The sequence below is a fragment of the Streptomyces sp. NPDC055287 genome, from assembly GCF_053646035.1.
Genome location: NZ_JBSHNE010000016.1, coordinates 51555 through 71233, shown reverse-complemented (window position 1 = coordinate 71233; position 19679 = coordinate 51555). Strand labels below are relative to the sequence as shown.

Here is a 19679-nt window from a genome sequence, read left to right as displayed (position 1 = left end):
TGGAACGGTCCTCGCCCGTCCAGAGCGTGACCTGCTCCTTGAGCTTCAGACGCTTCTGTTCGGCGAACGCGACGACGTCCCGGCCCATTCCGTCGGTGACGACGTACCGGTTCACCAGCGGGGTGATCTTCTGCGTCATGAGGAACTCATTCATCTGCTGCATACGGCGAACCCTAGGCAGCGTGAGCAAGCCGTTCGTACACCGAAAGTCGCTTCGTCGCACAACTTTCGGTGCGAAGCCGAGGCCGGCGGCACCACGCCCACAACGGACCCGTCCGCGTCCGCACGAACACAGTGGTGTTGGCGATGGTCCGCGCTCGCTCTGCTGGTGCTGATGTGTGGTGTGACGGTCTGGGCCGGACACACCGAGCACTGCGAGACGGCACGCTCAGCTCTCTTGCGGGAAAGCGCCGGCGCGAACGTGTGGCATGGCGCTGCTGGCGATGCGGTAACGGCCGTTGGGAAGGTGCGTGGATGTGGTGACACGCACGGCGAGCGGGCCCGCCCATTCGTAGCCCTTCTTCTCTCCATGACGCGCCAGATCGTCCGTCAGCGCTTGTCCCACCTGAGCGCCGTGCCGGGCCAACTCCTCGTACACGCGATCATCGATGCCCACCTCATAGGCGTTGGGCACCACCACGCGGGTCTCGCTGCACACCACTGCGTGCTCGTCGCATTCGCGCCGCAAGGCTTCGAGCAGCTCGACCGGTTCGCTGTGGAAAGCCTTGGCCAACAGCGCGCTCTGCCAGCGATCGAGGGCTTGTTCCCACTGGTTCAACGTTTCCATGACCACACGCCTGCCCCGGACACCTGCCCGCACGCCTCCCTACGTTGACGGGAGGGGTGATCAGGTCGTTCGCCGAGGAGTGGCCGGCAGTCCTTTCCCCCACCGAGCACGAGTCGGCCGAACTCGCCGGCACCATCGGACTGTCGCTCCCCTCGTGACGCGTTGAGGACGGAAAACGGTGTCCAGGACGCATTTCCGGTTACTCGTAGGCCATGGCACCGATCTGGCAGCGACAGCACGGCGATACCCGGCACCGGGACGACCGGCATCCCCCTCCCCACCCCCGCCCGGACACCGAGACGGAGCCCGATGTGGGTCCCGGTCCGCAGGTGGAGCAGAACGCACCGGATCAGCCCACCGAGATGCGCAAGAAGTCGTGGTGGGCTGTTCTCAGGCGCACGGTGGCTGAGTTCCAGGACGACGAACTGTCCGACCGCGCGGCCGGACTGACGTACTACGGAGTGCTGGCACTCTTCCCCGCTCTGCTGGTGCTGGTCTCTCTGCTGGGCATAGCCGGTGAATCGGCCACCAAGAGCATCCTGGACAACCTCAAGCAGATGACACCCGGCTCGGCACGGGACGTCATCACCGGCGCGGTCGAGCAGTTGCAGGGCAACGGCGGCACCGGCTCGGTGCTCGCGGTTGTCGGTCTGCTGGGAGCACTGTGGTCGGCGTCCGGCTATGTGGCCGCATTCATCCGCGCCTCCAACGCCGTGTACGACATGCCCGAGGGGCGTCCGGTGTGGAAGGTACTGCCGGTCCGGGTGGGTGTCACTCTAGTGCTGATGGTCATGGCGTGCGTCAGCGCGCTCATCGTGGTCTTCACCGGCGGTATCGCCCGGCAACTGGGGTCGGCAATGGGCATTGGGGACTCGGCGTTGACGATCTGGTCGATCGCCAAGTGGCCCGTCCTCGTCCTCCTCGTCACCATCATGGTCGCGATCCTCTACTGGGCCTCCCCCAACGCCAAGGGCCGCGGCTTCAAGTGGGTCACCCCCGGCAGCGTCCTGGCCCTGGCCATCTGGATGATCGCGTCGGCCGGGTTCGCGTTGTACGTGGCGAACTTCGGCTCCTACAACAAGACGTACGGCGCCCTCGCCGGAGTGATCATCTTCCTCGTCTGGCTGTGGATCACCAACCTGGCGATCCTGCTGGGTCTGGAGTTCGACGCGGAGATGGCCCGCGAGCGGGCCATCATCGGCGGCCACCCCGAGCACGAGGAACCGTACGTCCAGCCCCGCGACACCCGCGCATGGAGCGAGGAGGACCGCAAGGACATGGGATCGACCGACCCACGCCCCGCGCTGTAGCCGAGCGTCGAACACCGGGCGAGGGGAACCAGGTGACCATGCATCTTCTCCCCTACGAGCGCCGCAGACCCCCGGCGGACATGATTCCGCACGACGATGTCGAGGACCGGCCGGACAGCTCGTCCTTCCCCTCCGGGCACACCGCGGCCGCGAGCGTGTCCGCAGTGGAGCCCACTACCCCGGCGAGCGCTTGGCTCGTCCACCGAGCACCTGGGCCACTGCTCCGCAGGTTGCGGTCACATTCCGTTGCTGTGTCAGTGAAAAGGAGCGGCATGGCAGGGCAGGGCTCGGGTACGCGGCGGGAAGCCCGACACGAAGGGAAACGGAAGCGCACTCGGCCACCGACAGTCATGCCGCTGAAACGCCCTGGCACGGCATGTGAAAGGCAGGTACGACGAGATGAGCACGTCCATGAGTCCCCCGCCCGGCAATGGCACCGCGGAGCCGGTGGGTGAGCTGGTCAAGCAGGCATCCGAGCAGATCTCGCAGCTGATGCGGCAGGAACTGCGCCTGGCGCAGGCCGAGATGCAGGAGAAGGGCAAACGATTCGGGATGGGCGGCGGCCTGTTCGGCGGAGCCGGCGTGGTCGGCTTCCTCGCCCTGCAGGCTCTCGCAGCCACCGCGATCGTGGCACTGAACCTCCTCTGGCCCCTGTGGGCCGCGGCTCTGACCATCACCATCCTCCTGGGGGCACTGGCGGCCGGTCTTGCCGCCGGCGGCAAGAAACAGATCAGCCGGGCCACCCCGCCCACCCCCGAGCAAGCCATCGACAGCGTCAAGGCCGACGTGGCCGAAATCAAGGAGAAGGCACACCGATGACCATCAACCCGCAGGACAACGAACCCACGCCCACCCCGGAAGAATTGCGCGAGCAGGTGGCAGGAACCCGCGAGGAACTCGGCCGGACGGTCGAGGCGCTGGCCGCCAAAGCCGATGTCAAAGCCCAGGCACAGCAGAAGGCCGCGCAGGTGAAGAGCCAGGTGCAGGACAAGGCCGCCCAGGCCCTCCACCTGGCGCAGGACAAGACTCCCGAGCCGGTACGTGAGAAGGCGGCACAGGCCAAGGAACAGATCGCACAAACGGCGACGGCCGTGGCGGACAAACTCCAGGAGAAGGCGCCGGATCCGGTGATGGAGAAGGCCTACCAGGTGGCGGAGTCCGCGCGTGGCAACCGTCGCCTGCTCATCGCCGGGGTGGCCGCGCTGGCGGCGCTCCTCCTCGTACGCCGTAACCGGAGGCGCTGATGAAAGCGTCCAAGATCGTGTACAAGCCCGTTGGTCTGGCGCTCGGCGTCATGAGTGGTGCCCTGGCCGGCGCGGTCTTCAAGCAGGCGTGGAAAGTCATCGGGCACGACGATGACGCCCCGGACGCCACCGATGAGGCCCGCAGCTGGCAGGAGATCCTGCTCGCCGCCACACTCCAAGGCGCGATCTTCGCCGCCGTCAAGGCTGCCGTCGACCGCGGGGGTGCCACAGCGGTGCACCGTCTGACCGGCACCTGGCCCGGCTGATTTTCCTACGAGCCCCCCGGTGTGCACAGTCGCCCGACAAGGCTCGCAAGGCTGCTTCCGGCCCGGCAGTGGAGTGCCCATAAGGTTTCCCCATGTCTGCCAAGTTGAGCTCCACAAAAACCACTGCCGCGCTCAGAACATCGGCGCGTGTCTCCGTTGAGTTGCTTCTGGTCCTCGTGACGGCTGCGGTGGCCCTGTGGGTGCTGGGCCGGATGTGGTCGGTCGTCTGGCCGCTCATAGTGGGCCTGTTCCTCACCACGCTGACCTGGCCGCTGGCTCGCATCCTGCGCCGGCGCGGCTGGCCGCCCGCCCTGGCCGCGTCGGTTGTGACCGTGTTGTTCCTGCTGGTCGTCGCGGGAATCGTGGCACTGATCGCGGTTCCGGTGGCGTCCCAGTCCGGCGAGCTGGCCGACGGCGTGGTCGAAGGCATCCAGAAGTTGCGCGAGTGGGCCGCCGGGCCGCCGCTGAATATCGGCGACGAGCAGATCGCAGGTGCCTTCGACGCCGGCGTCAAGCGCGTTCAGGACAGCGTCGGCAGCATGGTCACCGCTGTCGCGACGGGCATGAGCACCGTGTTGAACGGCGTGGTCACCGCCGTCCTGGCGCTCTTCCTGATGTTCTTCTTCCTCAAGGACGGCCCGCGGTTCCTGCCGTGGCTCACCCGCCACCTCCCCGGCCGTCTCGCCACCGACGTCCCGGTCGTGGCCGCGCGCGGTTGGGACACCTTGGGCTCGTTCGTTCGTTCGCAGGCATTCGTCGGCCTGCTCGACGCCGTCTTCATCGGCCTCGGTCTGTGGATCCTGGGGGTGCCGCTGGTGCTCCCGCTGGCGGTACTGACCTTCGTATCCGCGTTCGTGCCGATCGTGGGTGCCCTGTTCGCCGGTTTGGTCGCAGTGCTCATCGCGTTGGTGTCGAACGGCATGACAGACGCGCTGATCGTGCTGGCGATCATCGTCGTGGTGCAACAGCTCGAGGGCAACGTGTTCCAGCCCATGATCCAGAGTCGTGGGCTCGGCCTGCATGCGGCGGTCGTCCTGCTGGCGGTGACGCTGGGCGGCAGTCTGGCCGGCGTCGTGGGCAGCCTGCTCGCCGTACCGGCAGCCGCGCTGATTGCGGTGGTCTGGAACTATCTGCGCGAGCAGCTCAGCGACCCGACGCAGGAGCCGGACACCGACGCGGCGCACACCGGTGCCGCCGCCTCGTCGTAGCGTCTCGCTCCGGCCCCCTGGGCGAGCGGAACGCTCTGGCACCGCCACTGGTGAGTACGAGGGGACGAGGGGCGCCCGGCCTGCTGACCAGGCCGGGCGCCCTACCTGTGCCGGGAACCGGGGTCAGGAAACGTTGCCGCCCACCTTCGCCGGAGTGCCGGCCAGGATCGTCGGTTCCAGCTCTTCGTAGCGGCGGCGCTGGTCGGCCGCGTCCCGGTCGGAGAGGACGGTGGCCAGCCAGCCGGCCAGGAACCCGAGCGGGACCGAGACGATGCCGCTCGTCGTGAACGGGAACCAGTTGAAGTCCTGGTCGGGGAAAATGGACTGCGGTGATCCGGACACCAGATTGCTGCCGGCCATCAGGACAATGCTGGCGACGGTGCCGACCATGAGGGTGGCGATCAGGCCCGTACGGGTGTAGCGGCGCCAGAAGAGGCTGTAGACGAGCGCCGGGGCGATCGCGGATGCACCGACGCAGAAGGACAGCGTCAGCAGCGCCTGGAGGTTCAGGTTCCGGGCGGCGGCCGCGAACGCGATCGCGACGAGCCCGACGCCCGCCGCGGCGGCCCGGGCGATGGCCATCTCCGTGGAGTGCTTCAGGGCGCGCTTGCGCCGCAGCCCGTGCGCGATGAGGTCGTGCGCCAGTGTGTTGGCGCAGGCGAGGGTGATCCCGGCGACCGATGCGAGCAGGGTGAGGAAGACCGCAGTGGCCACCGCCGTGAACAGCAGCGTCTCGACGATGTTCGGATCCGTACCGATGAGGACCTGACTGACCATCAGGAATGCCGTCTGGCCCTGCGGGTCACCGGCGACGAGGCCGTTGTGCCCGACGAGCGCGGCCGCGCCGAAGCCGATCACGGCGAGCAGCAGGCAGGTGACGACGACGGTCGAAACGGCCCAGGAGAGCGAGCGCCGCACGGCTGTCGCACTGCGCGAACTGAACATGCGCATCGTGATGTGCGGCAGTACGGCCGCACCGAGCACCACCGTCAACTGTGTGCCGATCATGTCGAAGTCGTCGCCCGCGAACTGCAGCCCGGAGGCGAGGTACGCGTCTCCCGCCCCGCTCCCCTTTTTGGCGGCGTCCAGGAGCAACGGCAGGCTGAAGTCGAACCGATTGAGGACGAGCACCGCGATGGCGGTGGCCGCGCCGAGCAGGACGACTGTCTTGACGATCTGGATGAATGCCGTGCCCTTCATCCCGCCGATCGCCGCGTACGCGATCATCAGCAGGCCGAGGAACACGATCGCCCCGGTCTTGAACGCGTCGGCGTGGAACCCGAGGACCACGGCGAGCAGATCACCCGCACCCGCGAGCTGGAAGATCACCAGAGGCAGCAGCGCGGCCAGCGTGACCATGGACGCGATGATCCGCACGAAGGAGCCGGGGGCACGGTGGGTGAAGACGTCGCCCATCGTGAACCGGCTGGCGTTGCGCAGAGGTTCGGCCAGCAGAAACATCACCAGGACCAGCGACAGCACGGTGCTCAGGGTGAGCGTGATGCCGTCGAAGCCGAGGAGCGCGATGATGCCGATGGTGCCGAGCACGGTGCCGGCCGAGATGTAGTCACCGGCAATGGCGAGGCCGCTCTGTATGGGCGACAGCGAGCGGTAGCCGGTGTAGAACTCGCCCAGGTCCTCATGATCGGGCCCGGTCGTCACACACACCAGCAGTGTGACCGTGATGACCGCGATGAACGCGACCAGCGACATGGTCTGGGCATCGGCGCTGAACTCGGTCATGACCGGGCACCTCCCGCGGGCTCGTCCGGCCACTGCCACGACGCTTGCGCTTGCCCAGCGGCGTACGCGGGGGCATCCGCCCGGTAGCCGCCGCGGCCCCGGGGACGGCGGGTCTCGTGCGTCACTTGCAGAGCCTGCTCCCGGATGGTCGCCGACAGCGGGTCGATGCGGTCGCGTGCGATGCGCTCGTACAGGGCGATCGCCGCCAGTGCCACCGGCAGCTGGCAGAGCCCGAGCATCAGGCCGACATTGAGCCCGCCGGTGATCTCGCTGGTCATCAGCCCGGGCGTGAAGGCCGAGAGGAGGAGGAACAGGACGAAGTACCCGAGTGCGGTGAACGTCGAAACGCGGCGCAGCTTGCGGTAGCCGGAGCGGAGCGGGTCGACGTCACCACGAGGGTTGTGGTCGTGCGGCTGCTCGCGGCGGCCTTCATGCCGCGGCGGCGCGTCATAGGTCTGCGCGGCCGCGTCCCCCCAGGCGTGGCGGGAGGGGGGTGGGTCCGGGAAGGGATGTTGGTACGACATCGACTTGCTCCTTGCCGCCGTGGGGGAGGCGGGCGGGTGGTGCCGGTTGGTGCGCGCATGTTACTCATCGGTAGTGCGATGACGTAAGAGGCTTCCACGGACTGGATGAGAGTCGGTGGAGACCTTGGGTGGGCTGGATGGGGGCCTGGTGCTGTTGCGGTCAGCCGAATCAAGACGGACCGGTTTCATTACATTTCAGCGAGTTCTTCCACAGCGGCCGGCCATGCGCCATACGCCACACACTGCTGCCGGCGTTCCCCCTTCGCCTGCTCCTCCACAAGGCCCCCGGCCAGGAGAGGGCCACCGGGGTAGCCTTGCACCGAGGGGTCAAGGAGGTGCGGTATGGCCACGCCCGCAGTCTCCGCGCAGGACATTCCCCGGACTTCCGCAGCTCGGGCGCGCACGGTCAACGAGGCGGAGATACGAGCCTCGCTCGCCGTGATGGGCTCCTTGGACGCCGGGGCGTGGTCGAGGCCGACCGCGTGCACCGGCTGGACCGTCCGGGACGTGGTCGCCCACGAGGTTGGCCAGTTCGAGGAACTGCCCAAGCCCTGGCTCATGATCACGCGGGTTCGGCGGGCCCGGCGTACGCATCCCGGGCTGGGCTCGCTCGACGGCCACAACGAAAGTCAGGTCGCAGAGCGCGGAGAATCGCCAGAAGAGCAACTGGTGGAGGATTTCGCTCGGTTCGCCCCACGTGGAGCGCGTTCACTGGCCCGCATACCGGCTCCGGTACGGCGGCGGATGCGAACCAGCATGATCTTCCCGGAGGCGAAGGCGCTGCCCGACGACTCCATGGAGTACATGAACAGCGTCCTCATCGCTCGCGACACCTGGATGCACCGCATCGACATCAGTGACGCCACCGGTACGGAGCTGGTCCTGGGCGCGCACGACCAGGAGATCATGAACCAAGTGCTGCTGGATCTGGCGCTCGGCTGGACCGGCCCATCCTGTCTACTGGAGCTCTCAGGCCCGGCCGGTGGCCGATTCCGGCTCGGCAGCGGTCCACCGGTAGTCACGCTGCGGGCCGATGCCATCGTGTTCGCGCGTCACCTCTCGGGCCGACCGCCGCTCGGTGAGCTGGCGCTCGAGGGCGACGAGGCGGCCGCGGCCGCCCTCGCCGCGGCCCGGGTCATGTTCTGACTTCCTGCGACGGTGTCGAGCTCGGCCGGAACGAACCCGGTGAGCCGGTTCCACAGGGCGGAGTAGGCGAGGCGGGTGCTGCGCCTGGAGCGCGACCACGCGACGCATCCCGTCGGCGACGGTCAACCGTTCACCTTCCAGCAGCAGTTGGCGGCTGAGGGCAGCCCGGTCGAGTTCGCGCGCGGTGATCATCACAGCCCAGGATGCGGCCCTGTCCCGGACCGACGACTCGAGGAGTTCACGGCGCAGCCGCCCAACCTCCACTTCCCGCTCGTCGGTGCAGATCGGCCGGGCGGCATGCGCGACGCCCCGCCGGTCAGGCAGGCATGCCGCTCACGGTTCGAGTCGTGGCGCAGGCACGTCACAAGATCACGTAGCATGGGGTTACCAGCTGGTAATGACCTGTTTTCGCACCAGAACTAGGGGGAAGCTCATGCTTCGACGCATTTCTACGCTCGCTGTGACCGCAGCAATGACCGGCGGCGTACTCTTCACGGCTCTGCCCGCCCACGCCGCCCCGGCCGGCGGCCAGCAGAGCGTGGCGGGCATGTCCGCTCGCGGCGCCATCAAGGTCAACATCGCGGAGCTGCAGCAGCAGTCCCACGATCTGAAGAACAAGGCCAGGCAGTTGGACGGCCTCGGCGCGCACGCGGAGGCCCAGCGCTGCCGCGCCCAGGCGGCGGCCATCGACCGGCGGATCCAGCAGTACATCGACTCCGAGAACAACGCTGGGCGCCCCTTCGGCCGCTGACCCGCAGCACAGCACGTCGTCGCCCGCCCCGAACACGCGTCGGGGCGGGCGATGTGCTGCCGGCAGGCCGCTCAGAGGAAGTGCCCGCTGGCGAGGTACGGCGCCGGGACCGGCATGCGACGTACGGCGATGTAGCCCTCTTGGCCGATGTCGAGACGGGCGGCCAGGCCGACATCGATCGCCCACTCGTTGGGGGCGGTGATGCAGTTGACCAAAGTCCTGCCGCGTGACGAGGCCAGCGCTTCCCACAACAGACTCTGCGCTGTCTCCGGGTGCGCAGCGGCCAGCAGCGACGCTTGTCCGTGGTCGTTGATGTAGGCGTATCCCGGCCTCGCCCTGTTCCGGGACACGACCAGCCGCAGGGTGCCGAGCATGTAGTCGTGGTCGGGACCGTGGCCCGCAACACGCAGGTCCTGGTCCAGTCGGTCCATCCACTCGAAGTCGTCGGCCCGGCCTTCGCGCAGGCCGTCGATCGCGGGGAGCGTGGAGCGGTCGACGGTGCCGACCATCCGCATCTGAGGGTGGAGAGAGAAACCCGCCAGCCGGTACCGACGGGTTGCCCCGGGGTGGACACTGGAGGAGAAGATGCCTGGGCGATCGGCGGCATGGGTGAGGACAGCGTCCATCAGGCGCTGGCCGATGCCCTGCCCCTGATGGCTTGGCAGCACGCCGTACGTCGCGAGGAACCACAGACGGCCGCGGTTCTGCGCGATGGCGAATCCGATCACGCCCGCACCGCGGCCCTCCTCCGTAGCGACCCAGCACCCGGCCGGATCGACACTCAGGCAGAAACGCATCCGGTCGATCCACTGCTGCGAGGCGGCCGCCGAGCGCGGCTCGACTTCAGGATCGCTGACCCGCCTGGTGCTCTGCTCCGCCTCGAAGAAAGTCACCGCCGAGGCCCGTTCCGCCGACACAAGGTCGTCCCCGCACATCCGCCTGACCTGACAGGAGTCCATGACGGCAGCGTAGGGATCACCTTCGCCGGCCCGCATCCGGTTTCCTGAGGGGCTTCTCCGGCGCTGCCTCAGCCCGCCGTCGGCGTCAGGGGTCCACGCGGGACAATGCCTCCGACAGCGCCAGCCCGGCCCTTGACGCGGCGATCCGACGGGTTCGCAGTTCGGAGCGCGTACGCGGTCGGAACTTCGGCGCCTTGCCGCAGCCACAAGCCGGTCGCCCCTCGTAGCGCAGTCCTTCACCCAGGACCGCGACCACCACGGACCACCTGCCGGCATCACGCTTTCGTGGCGGAGCGAAGTCCTGCCCAGCGCACACAAGTGGCCGAGCGCAGTTGGGGCACGGACGCTTTCGCTCCGGATCCGCGTGCTGCTTGAAGCTGACCCGGCATGCCACGCATGCGTAATGCAGCTTGTAGGACGTCATGGCGTAGAGGCACACATGGACACCGTACTGAGCAACTCCTCGCCCTGCGGCGGCAGGTGTCCGATGCCCCGTTTCAGACACCCAGGAGTTCGACCCCTAAACCGGCGCGAACGGGCGCAGTTCATCCGCACCGGCCCGCACGACACCGTAGCTGTGCTCAGGAACCTCGTTCCAGGCCCCCGGCAGATCACCCAAGGGCTCGGACACGACGAGGCGGGTTTCCTCGGACAAGCCCCGGAGGAACGACACATCGGGGTGAAGCGCCTGCAGTGACTGCAATCGGCTGCTGTAGAAAAGCGATCGCGCATCGCCCCCACTGGCGTAGCGGAACGCCCAGACGCTCGCGCCGTCGGTCGTCGCGACGGTCATCTGGAGCGGGGCGGCGATGCCGTGCTCGCGACCTGTGCGTTCGACGAATCCGGCCATCCGGGCCACCGCGCCCGGAGGGTCGTCGTGCAGTCCGAAAGTGATCGCCAGGAAGAACATCACTTCCGAGTCCGTGGACCCCTCGATGTCGGCGAACAGCGAAGGGTCCACAGCCAGGCAGAGATCCCTGCGCATCATGGAGAACCCGGCTATGGCCCCGTTGTGCATCCACATCCAGCGGCCGTGCCGGAAGGGATGGCTGTTCGTCTGCTGGACCGCCGTGCCCGTCGAGGCGCGTATGTGGGCGAAGAACAAGGGAGACTTGGTGTGGTTGGAGATCTCCCGCAGATTGCGGTTGTTCCACGCCGGCCCGACGTCGCGTACGACGGCAGGGCTGTCGATGTCGGCCTCCTGCGCATACCAGCCGATGCCGAAACCGTCCCCGTTGGTCGTTTCGACGCCCAGGCGGGAGTGCAGGCTCTGGTCGATCAGGGAATGTGCGGGCTCGTAGAGGATCGTGTCGAGGAGCAGGGGACTCCCCGAGTACGCCAGCCACCGGCACATGTGCGGTCACCTCTCCCGGTCTTCCGGTCAGTGCTTCTCCGTGCGAACCACACACAGAGCCCAGATGACGAAGGCGTACAGGGCAATGGCGACCACCGACCAGAACGGGTAGTAGGGCAGGGACAGGAAGTTGGCGATGAGCAGCAATGACGCCACCGCCACACCGAGGATCCGGGCCCACAGCGTGGGCTTGAACAGCCCGAGGCCCACGAGGATGGCCAGAGCCCCGATGATCAGCTGAATCCAGCCCCAGCTGGTGAGGTCGAACTCGAAGACATAATCGGGCGTGGCCACGAAGACATCGTCCTCGGCGACAGCCATGATGCCGCGGAAGACGTCGAGGATGCCTGCCACAAGCAACATCACGGCGGCAAACGTCACCAGACCGCCGGCGAAGGTGGCACTGGTCTTGCTGCGCATGTGCATCGTCGACATGATGTGTCTCGTTTCGTTCTCGGACGGGTCGTGGTCGCGGGCTCCACGCCCGCCTCTCTGAGTCGCTGCCACTCGGCCGCGGGTGATCGTTGCGCTTCTCCGCCTCCCCACCGCCGGGCTCCTCTCCACGGTGCTACCGGTCGGCGCCCGTCCGCGTCACGGAACGGGTTTTGATCACAGGTCGTCCGGCCTCACCACGCACAGAGCCCAGATGATGAACGCGGAGGCAGTGATCACCACGAGCGACCATGCCGGGTAGTACGGCAGGGAGAGGAAGTTGGCGATGATCAGGAGTGCGGCGATGGCCACGCCGGCGACGCGCGCCCACGTCATGGCTGTGAAGAGCCCGAAACTGACGATCAGGGCGACGACGCCCACGATGAGGTGGATCCAGCCCCACCCGGTGAGGTCGAATTCGAAGATGTACTTGCGTGTCGTGACGAAGACATCGTCCTCGGCGATCGCCATGATGCCCCGGCAGATGCCGAGAACGCCCGCGATCATGAGCATGACCGCTCCGAATACCGTCAGGCCCCCGGCCCACTGACGCCTGATCGCGTCCGTGTCCGTGTGAGTGCTCTGTGTGTGGCTCATCCTGCTGCCCTCGCTTCAGTCTCGTCCGATGCCCTCAGTGACCGGAGGCGGTCGTGCCGCTGCCCGGCCGCTGCGACGGGCCGGAGCCGCTCAGGACGAGTTCCTTCGCCCGGCGGAACTCCTCGTCCGTTATGTCGCCGCGGGCGCGGATCTCGGACAGCCTGGCGAGTTCGTCGGTCGCACCGTGACCGCCCTTGGCTGTCTCCCGGACGTAGCTGTCGAAAGCCTCCTGCTGCGCGCGTGCCTGCGCCATCTCGCGGCCGCCCATGTTCTTGCCCCGGGCGATCACGTAGACGAAGACGCCCAGGAAGGGGAGGACGAGTACGAGGACGAGCCAGCCGGTCTTGGCCCAGCCGCTCAGGGTGTCGTCGCGGAAGATGTCGGTGATGATCCGGAAGAGCAGGATGAACCATACGATCCACAGGAAGAACACGAACATGCTCCAGAAAACGCTCAGCAGCGGATAGTCGTACGCGAGGTACACCTGCTCGTTCATGGCTTGCCTCCGTCTCGGGCGTTCGCCCGGCAGTCGTTCTGTGCCGTTATCACCTTGCCCCCGGCGAGGGTCCGGGGCCTCACCCGAGGGGGGTGAGTGACAGGCCGGGCCCGTCCTCGGACAGCGCTGTCCGGGTCTCAGAGCGTGCCGGCGCGGTCGTGCTCCACCGCGGGGCGTGACCTGTTGACCGCGGCCCGCCAGGCAAAGGCGACCGCCAGCTCGACGACGCCGAGCAGGACCAGCCACAGACCGAGCAGACGGGTCAGCGCCCGAGCCGACTCGGCCGGCAGGGCCAGCACCACGATCCCCGCCACGATGGCGAGCAGCGCGGCGCCGAGGATCACGCCGCGGTGGGGCAGATCCTTGGCGGCGACAGCCGTGTAGAGGGTGAGGATGCCGGACACGAGCCAGACGATCCCGGTGATCAGGGAGAGGGCGGCGACGGTCTGCAACGGGTTCCTCAGGCACAGCACCCCGGCCAGGACGAACAGCACCGCGAGGAGCAGCTCGGGCAGCCGTTCGCCGGCCTCTTGCCGGGCGAAGGAGCCAACGAAGCGGAAGGCCCCGGTCACGAGCAGGTACAGGCCGATGAGGACGGCCACGACGTGCAGGGTTCCCTCCGGCCAGACCAGTATCAGCACGCCCGGTACGAGCGTGGCGACCGCCGAACCGAGGATCCATGTCCAGGAGCGCCCGAGCTTCGCCAGCACTTGCGAGGGGTCGCCGGCCGGCCCGCGGTCCGCTCGGGGCACGTGTTCCTGTCCGGTACGCGGCGCCGGGCCACGCGGCTCGCTCATGGTTCCTCCTCGCGTGTCGGGCAGGTCCAAGCGGCCCGCCCACGGGCGGTGCGGGGCATCCCACGCGGCCAGTGTCCTGCCCCGCGCCGGCCGCAGGGTCACCCTCGGCGGGTGATCCGCGCGCACCGCCGGGGCGATGAGGTAGGCGGAGAGGTCGGCTGCCGAGATGCGCACCGACGCACTGCGGAACGGACGAAGAGACACGGCATGAATGATTCAGCGGCTGCCCGGACGGAGCCTGGACGGGCTCCGGAACTCGGGCGCCCGGGACGGCGGGCGGCGCTGGTGGCCCTCGCACGAGCGGTGTGCGTCGCGGCTGGCCTCGTGATCGCGTACTACCTGCTGCCCCTGGACGGAGACGGAACGGGCGCCACCTCGGCCGTGCTCGCGTGCGGCCTGCTGGCGGTCGTCCTGGTCTTCGGGTGGGAGGCGCGGGCCATCACACGCTCGCACCATCCCCGGCTGAGAGCCGTCGAGGCGCTGGCCGCGACACTGGCGCTGTTTCTGGTGCTCTTCGCCGGGACGTACTACTTGCTGGAGCATTCCACCCCGGGTTCCTTCAGTGAACCGCTGACCAGGACAGATGCCTTGTACTTCACGCTGACCACGTTCTCCACCGTCGGATTCGGCGACATCACCGCCGACTCCCAGACGGCGCGAGTAGTAGCGATGCTTCAGATCGTCGGCGGGCTGCTGCTCGTGAGCATCGCCGCGCGGATCCTGGCGGGCGCGGTACGGGCGGGGCTGCGGCGACAGGGCCGTGAACCCCCGCCGGAGTAAGACTCCCCGGCACGAAACAGCGGTCCAGGAAGTTTGAGCCAAGGCCATACCGAACGCATTCACCGCCTCACCCTCACCGGCCGAGAGGGCGGCGTACGGCAGGAACGCGCTCACGCGTGCGTCCCGTTCGTGGCATGCCCGGCTCGAAGGGGACGCGGTACGGCCGGACCCGTGGCGGTGATCCAGCGGCAATCGGCCTCGCGGCCGACCGAGTTGATGTCCATCAGCTACGGTCGCATGTTCGAGTCCCCGTTCCGCTCCTACCGGGGTGCGGCAGCGATCATGGCGGCCGACATCGGTGCTCTGACGAACACCGGCCTGACGGTGCAGCTCCGCGGAGACGCTCGCCTCCTCGACTTCCGGCTGCCGGGCCAACGGCTTCTCGGTCAAGGAGCAGAACAACGCGGTGGGTACGCGCGTACGGGCCTACCGGCAGCGGATCCCGGATACTCACGTCACGGCCGAGGGCCGTCGGATCGCGCCCGACCCACCGCTGGTCACACCGCTCCAGGATCTCGAGGGCAGGGCCGGGACTTCTACGTGCGCCGGCTGCGGGACTGGAAGGGCATCGCGCGGCCGGACACCACCCGGCCCGCTCCGCATCTTCGCGCAGCTGTGCGGAGCCTGCCTGGCGCGGGCCGATGCCCGCTCCGGCGACCTCGTCGCCATCGCCGCCTACCTGGGCGGCAGCGACCGATTCGACCGGGCTCGCATCGCGTTCGCCCAGGCCTACGCCGACAGCGCCGTCGCGACCCCGCCCGTCATTCGAAGTCCGTCGTACCTTCGCGGGTCCGTCGTACGAAGGCCGCCGTACGAAGTCCGTCGTAAGGACGTGTCACTGCGGCAGCTGACGCATCTCCAGGACTCGCAGTCCCAGTGACTGGCAGCGGGCCAGCAGCCCGTACAGGTGCGCCTCGTCGACGACGTACCCGAACATGACGGTCTGACCGGACATCACCACGTGTTCCAGCTCCGGAAAGGCTTTGATCAGCGGCTCCGTCATGTGTCCTTCGACGCGGATCTCGTAGCGCATGAGCGGCTCTCCCGCAGGCGGCCCGGGACAGGTGGATTTCGCGTTCTCTTCGATCGTCCGCCTTTGCGTGCCGTGCGGCCTCACCCCGGGGAGGTGATGCCGCCGGCGGGCATCCCGGTTTCAGTGCGTCAGGACGATCTTGAACAAGATGATCAGCAGGCCGAGCAGGAGGTTCACCGAGGCTGTGGCGGCCACCAGGCGCCAGGAACCGCCGGCACGTCGCGCCCCGGCCGCCGACCAGCCCACCTGTCCGGCCACGGCCACCGACAGCGCGAGCCACAAACCACCTTGCACGTCGAGGCCCAGCAAGGGGCTGACGGCCACTGCGACGGCCGGGGGGACGGCTGCCTTGACGATCGGCCACTCGTGGCGGCAGACGTTCAGCAACGTCCGGCGGTCCAGGCTGTGCTGCGCCAGGCGCGCGCCGAACAGCTGCGCGTGCACGTGCGCGATCCAGAAGACCACTCCCGTGAGCAACAGCAGCAGCACCAGTTCCAGGCGCGGAAAGGAACCCAGGGTGCCGGCGCCGACCACCACGGAGGCGGCGAGCATGGATCCGTAGACGCCACCGGTGTAATCGGTGTGGGGCCTGTGCTCGGCAGGGGGCGTCGCATGGGGCATCTCGTTCCCCGTGCTGGACATCGCGGCCTCCCTGGGCTCGGTGCGCCGTGCCGGGCGTGTCGGCGTCGGCGCCGGTGTCGGGTTGCTTCGTACGGCTCGCCTGCCCCGCAGGCCCGGATCGCAGTGGGGGCTTGCGCAGCAGGGGCAGGTGCACCAGCGGGTCGGAGCCTGGGCGTCCGGCGTCGCTCCCCGTGCAGGAAGACGGCGGTCAGTGCCGACCCCGTGCCGTAGACGACGAGCCCGATGAGGAAGAGACGCCGTCGTCCGAGGATGTCCCCGGACTTGCCTCCGATGATCATGAAAGCCGCCATGACCAGCGCGTACAGCGTGATGACTGCCCAGGCGGCGGTGACCTCGGTGTCGAAGTCCTCGACCAGTTGGCTGATGGAGACGGTCATGACGGACGTGTCCAGCACCATCAGGAACTGGGCGGTGCCCAGGACGATCAGAGCCCGCCAGTGCTTCACGGTGTCCTCTCTCCGTGTCGGCCGGGACCGCGGCCGACTCGGCCGGGCATCGCCGGACGGCGGTCGGCACGTGCCCGGCCGTTGCCTTCATCCCAGCCGAAGACCTCGACCGGCGCCTCACCCACCACGGGCGAGCCGGATGAACCGGATGAACCAGACGAACCGCGAGGGCAGCCTGTCCGGCCGCGGGACCACGGCGGTACGTCGTGAGTCCCGGCCCTCAGTTCACAACAACCGCAGCTTGCGCGCGCGGCGCACCGCGTCGTTGCGCCGGCTCACCGACAGCTTCCGGTAGACGCTCTTGAGGTGCGTCTTGACCGTGTTCACCGACACGTGGAGATCGGCGGCGATCTCCTCCGTCGACATCATCTGGGCCAGCCGTCGCAGTACGTCGCGCTCGCGTCCGCTCAGCTCCTCCAGGAGCGGCGGCGGCTGGTCCTCGGCGCGAGGCGGGCCGCCGGGCAGTGCGGAACCCGGGGTGAGCCACCCCTCGGCCAGCCCCCGCAGAGGCGCCGTCCTCAGGAGAGGCCGGATCCACGGTCCGGTCTCGATGAAGGGTCGTCGCAGCCGCTCGCGCCGCGCCTCGTGCAGTGCCCGGGCGACGAGCCTGCGCGAGGTGGAGGAGTCCCCCACGCCGTCCGCGGCCTGCGCCCTCACCAGCAGGGCCCTCACAGTCAGCGCGGGGCCGGCGCGGCCCTCGGGACGTACACGGTCGAGCAGGTCGATCGCCGCGCCGGACGCGCCTGCGGCGAGCTGGGCCCGCGCGGCCTCCACGGCACACGCCAACTGGTCGTCCGGCACCGCCTGCAGCAGCCTGACGGCCGTCTCCGGCCGGCCTTCGGCCAGGTGTGCGGCGGAGGCTACGAGCGCCGTGTGCCCCTGCGACCAGGGAGAGACCACGTCGGCGGAGACGGCCGGTTCCGCTGCTTCCATCGCGGCTCGCGTCTTGCCGCGGGCCAGCAGCAGACGCGCCGTGGCCATCGCCCGGCCCGCTTCGGTCACCGGGTCCCGCACCGGCCCGTGCGAGTGGGCCACCGCGTCCAGATGGGCCTGGGCCTGGGCCAGTTCGTTGCGGTCGACGGCCACGGCGGCCAGCACCAGCCGTCCGATGCCGGAACCGGACGGTTGCGACAGGCTGAACCGCTCCGTCGCCGCGATGGCCGCCAGCGCCTTGCGCTCCGCCCTGCCGAGCCATCCGTCCAGGTAGTCGATGAGGGCCAGGCGGCCCAGGGAGTCCTCGCGCGGAAGCGCCGTCGAAGCTCCGCCGGAGCAGCCGGCCACCGGGGCCAGAGCGGCACGTGCGTCCTCGAAGCGCCCGGCCCACAGCCGCGCCGAGCCCAGATGGGTGAGCAGCAGGGCAGTGAGTTCCGGATGCTTGCCCAGAAGCTCGGCGGGGACCTCGTTCCGTACCTTCCGGGCCACCTCCGCGGCCACCTCCGCCCTTCCGGGCGAACCGGTCAGCCGTGCCACCAGGGCTTCCAGCAGCGCGCAGCTCAGCCGGGCCGCCGGCTGTCCGTCCGCATCCCCCTCCAGGCGCTCCTCCGCGTGGTGAAGGTGGGTCAGGCCACGGTCGAGGTCGCACCGGGACAGGGCACGGGCCGCGCGGACGAGGTCGGTGGCGGGGCTCGCGGCCTCGGGTCCCATCCGGGAGAACAGTTCGGCCAGGTCGTCGGAGCGACGGCCGCTGAAGAGCTGACCGATGGCGAGATCGTCGACGAGAGCGCCGGCCGTGAACTCCCAGTCGCCCGCGGCGGCGCCGTGGCCGAGCGTCTCCTCGAGCGATCCATAACGGCTCAGCCACTGCGCGGCCCTCCGGTGGAGCTCGGGCTGCAGGCTGGGCGAACGTACACGCAGGTGGGCACGGAGGATTTCCCCGAACAACGGGTGCAGGCGGTACCAGGCATGCCCGAGGTGCTCGACGAACGCGTTCTCGCGATGCAACCCGACCAGGATGGCCTCCCCGTCCGTGCGCTCCGTCAGCGCGTTCACCAGGTCGGGGCAGAAGCGGTCGAGGACGCTGACCCGCAGCAGGAGGTCCTGCGTCTCGGAGGGCTGCCGCTTGAGCACCTCCGCGAGCAGGAAATCGGCGACGGTGGTCCGGTCGGCCTCGAACTCCTTCAAGTAGGTCTGCGGATCCGGGCTCTCCCGTGCGGCCAGGGCGCACAGCCGCAGGCCGGCGGCCCACCCCCGGGTACGCTCCACGAGTGCCCGGGCGGCATCCACCGGAAGGCTCAGCCCGTGCAGTTCCAGCAGCGCGGTCGCTTCCTCGGGAGTGAAGGCCAGCTCCGCGCCCCTGATCTCGGTCATGTCGCCGGCCGCCCGGTAACGGTGCAGGGGCAGCAGCGGTTCGGTACGGGTGACGAGGACCAGGCGCATACCCCGTCCGGCGTGGTGCAGGACGAACTCCAGCTGTTCGGCGATCGCCGGATCGGTCACGCGGTCGTACTCGTCCAGCACCACGATCACGGGCCGGTCCCTGGCACTCAGGTGTGCGGCGAGGCGCGCCAGCAGCGCATGGTCCACGCGGCCGGCGTCCGCGGGGCAGCCGATGTCTGCGGGCAGCGGCACACCGCAGACGCACAGGGCCTGGAGCAGGTACGCCCACAGCGCTCCGGGGCCGCCCTGGTCCGCCGCGTCGGTCGTGAGCCAGGCGACGGACTCGTCTCTCCTCGCGGCCCAGTCGGCGACCAGCAGGGTCTTGCCCGCACCAGCGGAGCCGTTGACCAAGGTCAACGGCGTCAGAAGTGCCTGGTCGAGATGGTCGGCCAATCGTTTCCGCGGCAGGAACGTCGCGGGGCGCGTGGGTACGGCGAACCGAGTGAGCAGAAACGGCTCTCCCGGGGGATCTGCATACGGTGAGGTCAAGCCCGCATCAAAGCCCGCATCCAGGCCCGCATCGGGCTCCCCGAACTCGGCCATGGCGTTCACCACCACCGTTCGCCAGGTTATGGGTAACGCTCTCCCTCAGCATCCCAGTGTTCCCGCCCACGCGCGCGCCGCGGGCGGCCCAGGGGCCTGTCCCTCCGGCCGGGCACGTGAGGGGTACGGAAGCCTCGTGCCCGTGCTCCGCGGTCGGCGCGCTGCGAGGATGCGGCTGCGCCGACGGCAGAGCACGCTGGAGACACACCCGGACACGTGGTAGCCGTGCGCCGAAGGAGCGCAGG

General features: G+C 68.9%; 20 protein-coding genes and 2 pseudogenes. 9 read left to right on the top strand and 13 right to left on the bottom strand.

Going from position 1 to position 19679, the window contains the following annotated elements; genetic code table 11:
• Positions 1–388: 388 nt before the first annotated feature.
• Complete coding sequence (locus ACWIHY_RS24190; RefSeq protein ID WP_454377753.1) at positions 389–787, bottom strand: DUF3662 domain-containing protein; 399 nt, start codon at positions 785–787, stop codon at positions 389–391.
• Between the two features lie 212 nt (positions 788–999).
• Here ACWIHY_RS24190 and ACWIHY_RS24185 point away from each other — a divergent pair, with 212 nt between their 5' ends.
• The 5 genes from ACWIHY_RS24185 to ACWIHY_RS24165 all read left to right on the top strand — a co-directional run bounded on the left by ACWIHY_RS24185 (position 1000) and on the right by ACWIHY_RS24165 (position 4815).
• The gene (locus ACWIHY_RS24185; RefSeq protein WP_454377752.1) at positions 1000–2097 is read left to right on the top strand and encodes a YihY/virulence factor BrkB family protein; all 1098 of its coding nucleotides are present in this window, start codon (positions 1000–1002) and stop codon (positions 2095–2097) included.
• Between the two features lie 411 nt (positions 2098–2508).
• Positions 2509–2916 (top strand): phage holin family protein, encoded by a 408-nt coding sequence (locus ACWIHY_RS24180; RefSeq protein ID WP_454377751.1) that lies wholly within the window; start codon positions 2509–2511, stop codon positions 2914–2916.
• Complete coding sequence (locus tag ACWIHY_RS24175) at positions 2913–3341, top strand: DUF3618 domain-containing protein (protein ID WP_454377750.1); 429 nt, start codon at positions 2913–2915, stop codon at positions 3339–3341. The genes ACWIHY_RS24180 and ACWIHY_RS24175 overlap by 4 nt, the downstream gene beginning before the upstream one ends.
• A complete protein-coding gene (locus tag ACWIHY_RS24170; RefSeq protein WP_454377749.1) occupies positions 3341–3607 on the top strand; it encodes a DUF4235 domain-containing protein in 267 nt (88 codons plus the stop codon). Before ACWIHY_RS24175 ends, ACWIHY_RS24170 begins: the two co-directional genes overlap by 1 nt.
• Positions 3608–3699: 92 nt before the next feature.
• A complete protein-coding gene (locus ACWIHY_RS24165) occupies positions 3700–4815 on the top strand; it encodes an AI-2E family transporter (protein WP_454377748.1) in 1116 nt (371 codons plus the stop codon).
• 123 nt (positions 4816–4938) lie between these two features.
• On the opposite strand, the gene ACWIHY_RS24160 is transcribed toward ACWIHY_RS24165, so the two are convergent.
• Together ACWIHY_RS24160 and ACWIHY_RS24155 are read right to left on the bottom strand one after the other, a co-directional pair.
• Positions 4939–6558, bottom strand: coding sequence for a sodium/solute symporter (locus ACWIHY_RS24160; RefSeq protein WP_454377747.1), 1620 nt, complete (start codon positions 6556–6558; stop codon positions 4939–4941).
• Positions 6555–7082 (bottom strand): DUF485 domain-containing protein, encoded by a 528-nt coding sequence (locus ACWIHY_RS24155; protein WP_454377746.1) that lies wholly within the window; start codon positions 7080–7082, stop codon positions 6555–6557. The genes ACWIHY_RS24160 and ACWIHY_RS24155 overlap by 4 nt, the downstream gene beginning before the upstream one ends.
• A 342-nt stretch (positions 7083–7424) precedes the next feature.
• On the opposite strand from ACWIHY_RS24155, the gene ACWIHY_RS24150 reads away from it, so the two are divergent.
• Both ACWIHY_RS24150 and ACWIHY_RS24145 read left to right on the top strand, forming a co-directional pair.
• Positions 7425–8228 carry a maleylpyruvate isomerase family mycothiol-dependent enzyme gene (locus tag ACWIHY_RS24150; protein WP_454377745.1) on the top strand — a complete coding sequence of 268 codons (804 nt, stop codon included), beginning with the start codon at positions 7425–7427 and terminating at the stop codon, positions 8226–8228.
• Between the two features lie 460 nt (positions 8229–8688).
• Entirely contained in the window at positions 8689–8979 is a 291-nt protein-coding gene (locus tag ACWIHY_RS24145) for a hypothetical protein (RefSeq protein WP_454377744.1), read from the top strand.
• A 71-nt stretch (positions 8980–9050) separates the two neighbouring features.
• Here the strand turns inward: ACWIHY_RS24145 and ACWIHY_RS24140 are convergent, their stop codons facing one another.
• The 6 genes from ACWIHY_RS24140 to ACWIHY_RS24115 all read right to left on the bottom strand — a co-directional run bounded on the left by ACWIHY_RS24140 (position 9051) and on the right by ACWIHY_RS24115 (position 13614).
• A complete protein-coding gene (locus ACWIHY_RS24140; RefSeq protein ID WP_454377743.1) occupies positions 9051–9938 on the bottom strand; it encodes a GNAT family N-acetyltransferase in 888 nt (295 codons plus the stop codon).
• A gap of 520 nt (positions 9939–10458) precedes the next feature.
• Positions 10459–11292 carry a class II glutamine amidotransferase gene (locus tag ACWIHY_RS24135; RefSeq protein ID WP_454377742.1) on the bottom strand — a complete coding sequence of 278 codons (834 nt, stop codon included), beginning with the start codon at positions 11290–11292 and terminating at the stop codon, positions 10459–10461.
• Between the two features lie 27 nt (positions 11293–11319).
• Complete coding sequence (locus ACWIHY_RS24130) at positions 11320–11727, bottom strand: DUF7144 family membrane protein (protein ID WP_454377741.1); 408 nt, start codon at positions 11725–11727, stop codon at positions 11320–11322.
• A 174-nt stretch (positions 11728–11901) separates the two neighbouring features.
• Entirely contained in the window at positions 11902–12321 is a 420-nt protein-coding gene (locus ACWIHY_RS24125) for a DUF7144 family membrane protein (RefSeq protein ID WP_454377740.1), read from the bottom strand.
• Positions 12322–12355: 34 nt separating this feature from the next.
• The gene (locus ACWIHY_RS24120; RefSeq protein ID WP_454377739.1) at positions 12356–12817 is read right to left on the bottom strand and encodes an SHOCT domain-containing protein; all 462 of its coding nucleotides are present in this window, start codon (positions 12815–12817) and stop codon (positions 12356–12358) included.
• 137 nt (positions 12818–12954) lie between these two features.
• A complete protein-coding gene (locus ACWIHY_RS24115; protein ID WP_454377738.1) occupies positions 12955–13614 on the bottom strand; it encodes an HdeD family acid-resistance protein in 660 nt (219 codons plus the stop codon).
• A 207-nt stretch (positions 13615–13821) separates the two neighbouring features.
• Between ACWIHY_RS24115 and ACWIHY_RS24110 the strand changes: the two genes are divergently transcribed.
• Positions 13822–14394 carry a potassium channel family protein gene (locus ACWIHY_RS24110; RefSeq protein WP_454377737.1) on the top strand — a complete coding sequence of 191 codons (573 nt, stop codon included), beginning with the start codon at positions 13822–13824 and terminating at the stop codon, positions 14392–14394.
• Positions 14395–14440: 46 nt separating this feature from the next.
• Positions 14441–15133, top strand: a pseudogene (locus ACWIHY_RS24105) (DUF2252 family protein); the annotation flags it as partial.
• 96 nt (positions 15134–15229) lie between these two features.
• On the opposite strand, the gene ACWIHY_RS24100 reads toward ACWIHY_RS24105, so the two are convergent.
• The 4 genes and pseudogenes from ACWIHY_RS24100 to ACWIHY_RS24085 all read right to left on the bottom strand — a co-directional run bounded on the left by ACWIHY_RS24100 (position 15230) and on the right by ACWIHY_RS24085 (position 19434).
• Positions 15230–15427 (bottom strand): hypothetical protein, encoded by a 198-nt coding sequence (locus ACWIHY_RS24100; RefSeq protein WP_454377736.1) that lies wholly within the window; start codon positions 15425–15427, stop codon positions 15230–15232.
• A 120-nt stretch (positions 15428–15547) separates the two neighbouring features.
• On the bottom strand, positions 15548–16069 hold the full coding sequence (locus ACWIHY_RS24095) for a hypothetical protein (RefSeq protein ID WP_454377735.1): 522 nt from the start codon (positions 16067–16069) through the stop codon (positions 15548–15550).
• A 179-nt stretch (positions 16070–16248) separates the two neighbouring features.
• Positions 16249–16515: pseudogene (locus tag ACWIHY_RS24090) on the bottom strand (MFS transporter); the annotation flags it as partial.
• A 225-nt stretch (positions 16516–16740) separates the two neighbouring features.
• Entirely contained in the window at positions 16741–19434 is a 2694-nt protein-coding gene (locus tag ACWIHY_RS24085) for a LuxR C-terminal-related transcriptional regulator (RefSeq protein ID WP_454377734.1), read from the bottom strand.
• Between the last annotated feature and the right edge of the window lie 245 nt (positions 19435–19679).

What these genes read in the sequence shown, in the direction of transcription:
- ACWIHY_RS24115 (WP_454377738.1), bottom strand. Translation starts at nt 13,614, where the DNA reads ATGAGCGAGCCGCGTGGCCCGGCGCCGCGTACCGGACAGGAACACGTG.
- ACWIHY_RS24185 (WP_454377752.1), top strand. Translation starts at nt 1,000, where the DNA reads ATGGCACCGATCTGGCAGCGACAGCACGGCGATACCCGGCACCGGGAC.
- ACWIHY_RS24190 (WP_454377753.1), bottom strand. Translation starts at nt 787, where the DNA reads ATGGAAACGTTGAACCAGTGGGAACAAGCCCTCGATCGCTGGCAGAGC.
- ACWIHY_RS24180 (WP_454377751.1), top strand. Translation starts at nt 2,509, where the DNA reads ATGAGTCCCCCGCCCGGCAATGGCACCGCGGAGCCGGTGGGTGAGCTG.
- ACWIHY_RS24160 (WP_454377747.1), bottom strand. Translation starts at nt 6,558, where the DNA reads ATGACCGAGTTCAGCGCCGATGCCCAGACCATGTCGCTGGTCGCGTTC.
- ACWIHY_RS24095 (WP_454377735.1), bottom strand. Translation starts at nt 16,069, where the DNA reads ATGTCCAGCACGGGGAACGAGATGCCCCATGCGACGCCCCCTGCCGAG.
- ACWIHY_RS24100 (WP_454377736.1), bottom strand. Translation starts at nt 15,427, where the DNA reads ATGCGCTACGAGATCCGCGTCGAAGGACACATGACGGAGCCGCTGATC.
- ACWIHY_RS24165 (WP_454377748.1), top strand. Translation starts at nt 3,700, where the DNA reads ATGTCTGCCAAGTTGAGCTCCACAAAAACCACTGCCGCGCTCAGAACA.
- ACWIHY_RS24110 (WP_454377737.1), top strand. Translation starts at nt 13,822, where the DNA reads ATGAATGATTCAGCGGCTGCCCGGACGGAGCCTGGACGGGCTCCGGAA.
- ACWIHY_RS24120 (WP_454377739.1), bottom strand. Translation starts at nt 12,817, where the DNA reads ATGAACGAGCAGGTGTACCTCGCGTACGACTATCCGCTGCTGAGCGTT.
- ACWIHY_RS24085 (WP_454377734.1), bottom strand. Translation starts at nt 19,434, where the DNA reads ATGGCCGAGTTCGGGGAGCCCGATGCGGGCCTGGATGCGGGCTTTGAT.
- ACWIHY_RS24175 (WP_454377750.1), top strand. Translation starts at nt 2,913, where the DNA reads ATGACCATCAACCCGCAGGACAACGAACCCACGCCCACCCCGGAAGAA.
- ACWIHY_RS24130 (WP_454377741.1), bottom strand. Translation starts at nt 11,727, where the DNA reads ATGTCGACGATGCACATGCGCAGCAAGACCAGTGCCACCTTCGCCGGC.
- ACWIHY_RS24170 (WP_454377749.1), top strand. Translation starts at nt 3,341, where the DNA reads ATGAAAGCGTCCAAGATCGTGTACAAGCCCGTTGGTCTGGCGCTCGGC.
- ACWIHY_RS24155 (WP_454377746.1), bottom strand. Translation starts at nt 7,082, where the DNA reads ATGTCGTACCAACATCCCTTCCCGGACCCACCCCCCTCCCGCCACGCC.
- ACWIHY_RS24135 (WP_454377742.1), bottom strand. Translation starts at nt 11,292, where the DNA reads ATGTGCCGGTGGCTGGCGTACTCGGGGAGTCCCCTGCTCCTCGACACG.
- ACWIHY_RS24150 (WP_454377745.1), top strand. Translation starts at nt 7,425, where the DNA reads ATGGCCACGCCCGCAGTCTCCGCGCAGGACATTCCCCGGACTTCCGCA.
- ACWIHY_RS24125 (WP_454377740.1), bottom strand. Translation starts at nt 12,321, where the DNA reads ATGAGCCACACACAGAGCACTCACACGGACACGGACGCGATCAGGCGT.
- ACWIHY_RS24140 (WP_454377743.1), bottom strand. Translation starts at nt 9,938, where the DNA reads ATGGACTCCTGTCAGGTCAGGCGGATGTGCGGGGACGACCTTGTGTCG.